Origin of the sequence: Allorhizocola rhizosphaerae, from assembly GCF_003426775.1 — a bacterium.
GTDB classification, from domain to species: Bacteria; Actinomycetota; Actinomycetes; order Mycobacteriales; family Micromonosporaceae; genus Allorhizocola; species Allorhizocola rhizosphaerae.
In genome coordinates, this window is record NZ_QJUG01000345.1 from 1 (window position 1) to 6,277 (window position 6,277).

Below are 6,277 nucleotides of genomic sequence, written 5' to 3' on the forward strand. Positions count from 1 at the left end.
CAGGTCCATCCCCGGGGCGATCACCGTCAGCCCGGTCTGCACGATCGGCAGCTGCTGGGTCTGCTCGGTCAGCGCCTCCTGCTGGACGACCTTCTTGGGCGCAGGCGCGGGCCTTCCCTTCTTCAACACAGTTGGCTGGCCCGCCACGATGAGGGTCACGGTGTCGCACACCCTTGCCACGGCCTGGTTGAGCCGGCCAACCAGATCGGCGAACTCCACGCCCGCCTCGGTCGGCGGCACCACCGACAGCCCCACCTCCGGGCTCACGAGCACGACGCCGACATTGCTGCGCTCGATCGCTTCGGCGAGCTGGGCCACGAGCTCGCCCGCGTCCGTGCGCCCCAGCAGCCCGGCGGCCCAGCCGCCCAGGTCGTCGACCAGCAGGGGCACGTCGGCCGCGCTGATCGTCTCGATCAGCCCGCCCGGCTCGCCGCCGGTCTCGACCGTCTCCCACGACGCGGGCCGGCGGAAGCGGTGGGCCGCGATGCGCTCGGCGAACGCGGCGTCGCCCTCGTCCGCCGCGGCGGTCGCCACATATCGCACGCGCTCCGCCTCGTCCAGCAGAGACTCCGCATAAGCGCTCTTGCCCGAGCGAATCCCGCCCAGCACCAAGACCTTCCCTCCGACCATGCTCCAGAGGTTAGCGTCTAATCTGATCCACATGACATGGCGTTGGCGGTATGAAGCAGAAAACGGCAAACCTGTGGACGGGCCGCGGGAAGACTTCACCAGCCAGGCCGACGCCGAGTCGTGGCTGGGCCAGACCTGGCGCGACCTGCTGGGCTCGGGCATCGCGACGGCCGTGCTGGTCGAGGACGACCGCGTCGAGTACAAGATGTCCCTCAAGCCCTAATTCTTTGCTCCTGCTAAAGCAAGTCGCGGGCGGACCGCCCTTGGTGGCGGCGTCTTCCGTCCCGATCTTGGGGCCCCCACCCCAAGATCGCTCAGTCCAGACGCCGCCGGCGGTCCGCGGGTTTGGTCGCTCTTGCCCGCAGGTGGACGCGCTCACCCTGCGGGCCGAAAATGTTCAGCAGCTCCAGCGGTTGCGGGCCCGCGTTGGCCAGAGCGTGCGGGATGCGGCAGTCGAACTCGGCCGCCTCGCCCGCCTCGACCACGAACTCGCTGTCGCCGAGCACGAGCCGCAGGCGCCCGCTGATCACATACACCCATTCGTAGCCTTCGTGCGTCTTGAGCTCCAGGTGCTTCACCGGTGAGGCGGGCATGATCTGCTTGAACACCCGGATCCCGCCCGGGTCGCGGGTAAGCGGCACCCAGGTCGAGCCGCCGCGCTTGACCGGGCGTGGGTGCACGCGCGGATCACCCGTCTGGGGCGCGCCCACGAGCTCGTCCAGCGGCACCTGATAGGCCCGCGCCAGCGGGAGCAGCAGTTCGAGGGTGGGCCTGCGCCCGCCTGACTCCAATCGCGACAGTGTGCTGACCGAGATGCCCGTGGTCTCGGCCAGTTGCTCCAGCGTGGTGCCGCGCTGCCTGCGCAGCGCGCGCAGCCTCGGCCCGACCGCGTTCAACACGGTGTGCAGCTCGTTTGCCATAACAGCAAGTTTCCTTGCCGATCCCATCCGGTACCACGCAGACTCGCCCGTATGACCAACGATGTTGTAGTGATCGGGGGCGGCGTGTCCGGGCTGGCCGGGGCCTTGGCACTGGCCAGGGCGCGCCGTTCGGTGCTCGTCGTGGACGCGGGGGAGCCCAGGAACGCGCCCGCCGCGCACACCCACGGATATCTCACGCGCGACGGCATCCCGCCGCGCGAACTGTTGAAGATCGGCCGGCTGGAGGTTCGCGGGTATGGCGCGCAGGTCGTCGACGGCACGGTGACCGCGGTCAAACGCCTGCCGGATGGGCGTTTCCGCGTGGCGCTCGCCGACGGGACCGAACACGAGGCACGCCGCGTCCTCGTCGCCACGGGCCTGGACGACGTGCTGCCGGATGTGCCGGGATTGAGTGAGCGCTGGGGACGCGATGTCGTGCACTGCCCCTACTGCTTCGGGTGGGACCTGCGCGACCAGCCGCTCGGCGTGCTCGCCACCGGGCCGCGTGCGGTCGAGGTCGCCTTGATGTGGCGGCAATGGAGCCCGGACATCGTGCTGTTCCAGCACACCCAGCCGCCGGTGGACGACAAGCGGCTGGAGGCGCGCGGCATCACCGTGGTCGCGGGCGAGGTCGTGAGCATCGAGGTCACCAACGACCGCCTCAGCGGCGTGCGCCTGCGCTCCGGCGAGGTGATCGCGCGGCGTGCCATCGTCGTGGAGCCCCAATTCGAGCCGCGCCGCTCCCTTGTGGACGGTGACGACACCAGCGGGATCTGGTTCGCGGGCAACGCCGACGACGTCAAGGCCGGTCTCATGCAGTCGGCCGCCTTGGGCGTCACGGCCGCCGTAGCAATCAACGCCGACCTCACCGAGGAAGACACCGCCCTCGCCCTCCAGCGTTGATTATGAACTTACGTCCATGCTCGACGGCGCGTCGCGATGCCAACTTCATGATCAACGACGTGGTGGCGCGTATACCCGGCCGGGCGGCCATTCCCACGGCGAGCGCCTTGATCGCCACGCCGCCGGCCGCTGAGGCTGGATTGTTGCCACGCGCTGAGCGACGGCTGGATTGTTGCCACGCGCTGAGCGAGAGCTGGATTGTTGCCACGCGCTGAGCGACGGCTGGATTGTTGCCACGCGGTGAGCGAGAGCTGGATCGTTGCCACGCGCTGAGCGAAGGCTTGATCGATGTCACGCCTGGAGTGCGGAAGCGCTTTCTGGCACCCCAGGCGTGACTTGGATCAACGCAATGCCCAGGGCGTGACAACGATCAAGAGCCGCTACGGGCGCTTGGCCGGGGAGACCGTCTTGGCCGGATCGCGCTCGGTGATCGGGTCCACGATTTCGTCGATCTTCTTCAGCAGGCCGGCCTCAAGCTTGACCCCGCTGGCCTTCACGTTGTCGTGGACCTGCTCCGGGCGGGTTGCGCCGATGATGGCCGACGAGACGTTGGGGTTCTGCAGCACCCAGGCCACGGCAAGCTGGGCCATGGTCAGCCCGGCCTGCTCGGCCAGCGGGCGCAGCTGCTGCACCCGGGTCAGGGTCTCCTCGGACAGCCAGTGCGCGACGAAGCCGGCGCCCGACTTCTCGTCGGTCGCGCGCGAGCCGGCGGGCGGGGGCTGGCCCGGAAGATATTTGCCCGTGAGCACGCCCTGCGCCAGCGGCGACCACACGATCTGGCCAATGCCGAGCTCCTCACACGTGGGGACCACCTCGGCCTCGATGACCCGCCAGAGCATCGAGTATTGCGGCTGGCTGGACACCAGCGGCACCTTCAGCTCGGTGGCGAGCGCGTGCGCGGCCCGGATCTCCGAAGCCTTCCACTCGGACACGCCGATATAGTGCGCCTTTCCACTGTGGACAATGTCCGCGAACGCGACCATCGTCTCCTCCAGCGGGGTGGAGTAGTCGTAGCGGTGCGCTTGATAAAGGTCCACATAGTCCGTCTGCAGCCGCTTCAGCGAGCCGTTGATGGACTCCATGATGTGCTTGCGGGACAGCCCACGGTCGTTGCGCCCCAGCCCGGTGGGCCAGAAGACCTTCGTGAAGATCTCCAGCCCCTCCCGGCGCTCGCCCTTCAGCGCCCGCCCGAGCACAGCCTCGGCGCGCGTGCCGGCGTAGACGTCTGCCGTGTCGAAGGTCGTGATGCCGCTGTCGAGCGCCGCCTTGACGCAGGCGTGCGCCGCATCCTCCTCAACCTGCGAACCATGGGTGATCCAGTTTCCGTACGAGATCTCGCTGACGAGCATGCCTGATCGGCCAAGGTGCCTAAACTCCATGGCGCAACCCTATCCGGCTTCTGTCGGCTGCCAGTGACCATGCTGCGACCGGCAGCCACAGATAGCCGGGCCACAGCGCGAGCCGCTCGGCCAGCCCACCGAACTCGGCACTGCCCGTCAGGGCCAGAAAGGCCACAGTGCCAACGAGCGACACGACCCCGACCACCAAAGCAAGCGCGCGTTGACGGCCGCGCAACGCCACCCCCAGCGTGATGATCGCCACTGGCTGGGCGAGGAACACGGGCAGCGACAGCAGCGAGTGCAGTGCCAGGTCGCGATCGAGCGGGACCAGGCCGGTCCCGATAGAGCTCAAACCCGATACCACCCAGAGCACGACGGAAACCGTGGCCGCGACGCCGGAGGGCAACGTGCGGCGCAGCAGGACCGCGCCCACGAGCAGCAGCAGGCCGAAGACCACGAAGGACGCGTTCATCAGGCCGTGCCAGGGCGAGCAGACCGGCACCGGCCCGTGTGGATAGTCCACGGTCGTGCATGTCGCCGCGCTGAGATCGCTGATGGTGTTGTCCACGAAGCTGTATGGCGCGGTCACCTTGGCTGCCGTGACGAACTCCGACACCACATACAGCGGCTGCACGAACCACATCAGAGCACCCGCTCCAGCACGCACTACAACACCGGCTTGGTGTCGGCCAGCAGGCGGTCGAGCTCCTCCATCACCGCCTGGCGGCTGGGCAGCAGCGGATCGATGAACGGCCGGCCCTTGCGATCCAATGCGCCCCAACGCCCCTCTGGCGAAGCAACCAGGAACGCCACCGGGTGGATCACCAAAGCCGGGTGCACCGGCGGCACGATCATCTTGCCACCCCGCTCGACGATGCCCTTGCGGCCACCCGCGTCCACGATGGCCAGTCCCTCATCGGAGAAGCCGTCGATGTAGCGCCCGTCGGTCAGGGCCGTGGCGAACCCGGTGAACTGGAACGGCACGACCACCCGCCCCTGCTTGTCCACCGCGCCCCAGCCACCCCGGCGCACCGCCGCGAGCCCGCGCCGGAACGGCCGCACATCCTCGAACCCGGTCGAGATGGCCACCTTGCCGAACTTGTCGATGGCGATCCAGCCGCCGTTGCCGTCCTTGGACACCCACGCGAGCCCGTCGGAGAACGAGCCGACGCCGAGCAGCCCGACCGACGCGTCGATCTGCCGCTTGCCCGCCTCGTCGATCAGCTCCCAGTTCGGCGTCTCGCGTCGGCGCACCCAGGCCACCCCGTCCCGGAACGGCTGCACGTCGGCGAACGCGGGCTTGATCACCTGCTGCCCGTCGGAGTCGACGAACCCCCAGCACTGCTTGCGCTCGTCGAACTTCGGCGACGGGGGCTTCTTGATTTGCAAAATCTCTTCTTTGGTACGGGGATAGGGCCCCATGCCGTTCTCGGCGATCTTCAGTGAGACCGCGTCGAGCGCCATCTCGGTGCGCGCGATCAGCTCCGGGTCTTCGACCTTGCGCAGCTCCAGCGCGGCTTCGAAGTGGTTGAACGCCTCGATGTAACGCCCCTGGTCCAGACAGGACCGCCCGGCGTGCTCGTGCAGGGTCGCGCGCAGCCGGTCGGGCAGCTCCGTGGAGTTGGCCTCGGCGAACAGCCGGTCGGCCTCCGCGAAGTCGCCGCGCCACTGCAGCACATGCGCCAGCCGTGCCTTGGCGATCGCGATGCGCCGCAGCTCACCGGTCGCCTCGGCGTGCACGAGCGCCATCTTGCCGTCCGAGAGCGCCTTGGTCAGATCGCCCAGGATCCGCGACACAACCGCGCGCAGGCTCAGCAGCCGCGCCCGGGTCGCGTTATCCGTCGCGGGGGTCAGCTTCTCGGTCAGCTTGTCGCGGATCTCGCGCAGCTCGTCGGGGTTGTCGACCAGCTCGCGCAGCGTCTCGTGATGGAAGTGCCATTCTTTGGCCGCGAGCACCTGCTCCGGATCGGGCCCGCTCTCCTCAAGCGAGGCTTCAGGCGAAGGCTCCTCCTCGACCTCCAGCGGCGCGGGGGCGGGCGCGCCCAGCTTGACCACGACCGGGTGCATCATCGTCGGCGCGGTCAGCGCGGTCGCGGCACCGGCCGCGCTCTGCGCCACGGGCATGACCGTGTCGGGCGTGGCCACGGCCGGCGAGGTCGGGATGCCCGTCACCGGCACACCCGTCACGGGCGCGTTCGGCATCGCGGTCACCGGGGCATTGGGCATGGCCGTGACCGGCGCGTTGTGCGGCATCTGCTGACCGGGCATCGCCGTCACGGGCGCATTGTGCGGCAACTGTGGACCCATCTGCGGGCCCGCTTGCGGGCCCATCTGGGGACCGTTGTGCGGCATCTGCTGACCGGGCGGCGGAGGTGGCGGCATGGGCGGCCGCTGGCCCGGCGGCGGTGGCGGCATCACCGGCCGGCCGTGCGGCTGCTGGTGTGGCGGTGGTCCCATGCGCCCAGGTGGCGGGGGCGGCGGGCC

8 protein-coding genes are annotated in these 6,277 nt (G+C 69.2%); 3 read left to right on the plus strand and 5 right to left on the minus strand.

What is annotated here, in order from left to right:
* Positions 1 to 630 (minus strand): bifunctional adenosylcobinamide kinase/adenosylcobinamide-phosphate guanylyltransferase (locus DM816_RS39465; RefSeq protein ID WP_162908320.1); only part of this gene is annotated, 630 nt, incomplete at its 3' end.
* 31 nt (positions 631 to 661) lie between these two features.
* Between DM816_RS39465 and DM816_RS39470 the strand changes: the two genes are divergently transcribed.
* Entirely contained in the window at positions 662 to 853 is a 192-nt protein-coding gene (locus DM816_RS39470) for a hypothetical protein (protein WP_117215588.1), read from the plus strand.
* Positions 854 to 944: 91 nt separating this feature from the next.
* On the opposite strand, the gene DM816_RS39475 is transcribed toward DM816_RS39470, so the two are convergent.
* Positions 945 to 1,550: a helix-turn-helix domain-containing protein gene (locus DM816_RS39475; protein ID WP_117215589.1), complete on the minus strand. Its 606-nt coding sequence runs from the start codon at positions 1,548 to 1,550 to the stop codon at positions 945 to 947.
* 51 nt (positions 1,551 to 1,601) lie between these two features.
* Between DM816_RS39475 and DM816_RS39480 the strand changes: the two genes are divergently transcribed.
* The gene (locus DM816_RS39480; RefSeq protein ID WP_117215590.1) at positions 1,602 to 2,453 is read left to right on the plus strand and encodes an NAD(P)/FAD-dependent oxidoreductase; all 852 of its coding nucleotides are present in this window, start codon (positions 1,602 to 1,604) and stop codon (positions 2,451 to 2,453) included.
* A 380-nt stretch (positions 2,454 to 2,833) separates the two neighbouring features.
* On the opposite strand, the gene DM816_RS39485 is transcribed toward DM816_RS39480, so the two are convergent.
* The 3 genes from DM816_RS39485 to DM816_RS39495 are packed head-to-tail and all read right to left on the minus strand — an operon-like array spanning position 2,834 to position 6,061.
* A complete protein-coding gene (locus DM816_RS39485) occupies positions 2,834 to 3,832 on the minus strand; it encodes an aldo/keto reductase family protein (protein WP_117215591.1) in 999 nt (332 codons plus the stop codon).
* On the minus strand, positions 3,822 to 4,436 hold the full coding sequence (locus DM816_RS39490) for a DUF998 domain-containing protein (protein ID WP_117215592.1): 615 nt from the start codon (positions 4,434 to 4,436) through the stop codon (positions 3,822 to 3,824). Before DM816_RS39490 ends, DM816_RS39485 begins: the two co-directional genes overlap by 11 nt.
* 23 nt (positions 4,437 to 4,459) lie before the next feature.
* Positions 4,460 to 6,061: a WG repeat-containing protein gene (locus tag DM816_RS39495; RefSeq protein ID WP_246002643.1), complete on the minus strand. Its 1,602-nt coding sequence runs from the start codon at positions 6,059 to 6,061 to the stop codon at positions 4,460 to 4,462.
* A gap of 18 nt (positions 6,062 to 6,079) precedes the next feature.
* On the opposite strand from DM816_RS39495, the gene DM816_RS44060 reads away from it, so the two are divergent.
* The coding region (locus DM816_RS44060) for a hypothetical protein (RefSeq protein WP_211589055.1) at positions 6,080 to 6,277 on the plus strand (198 nt) is incomplete at its 3' end.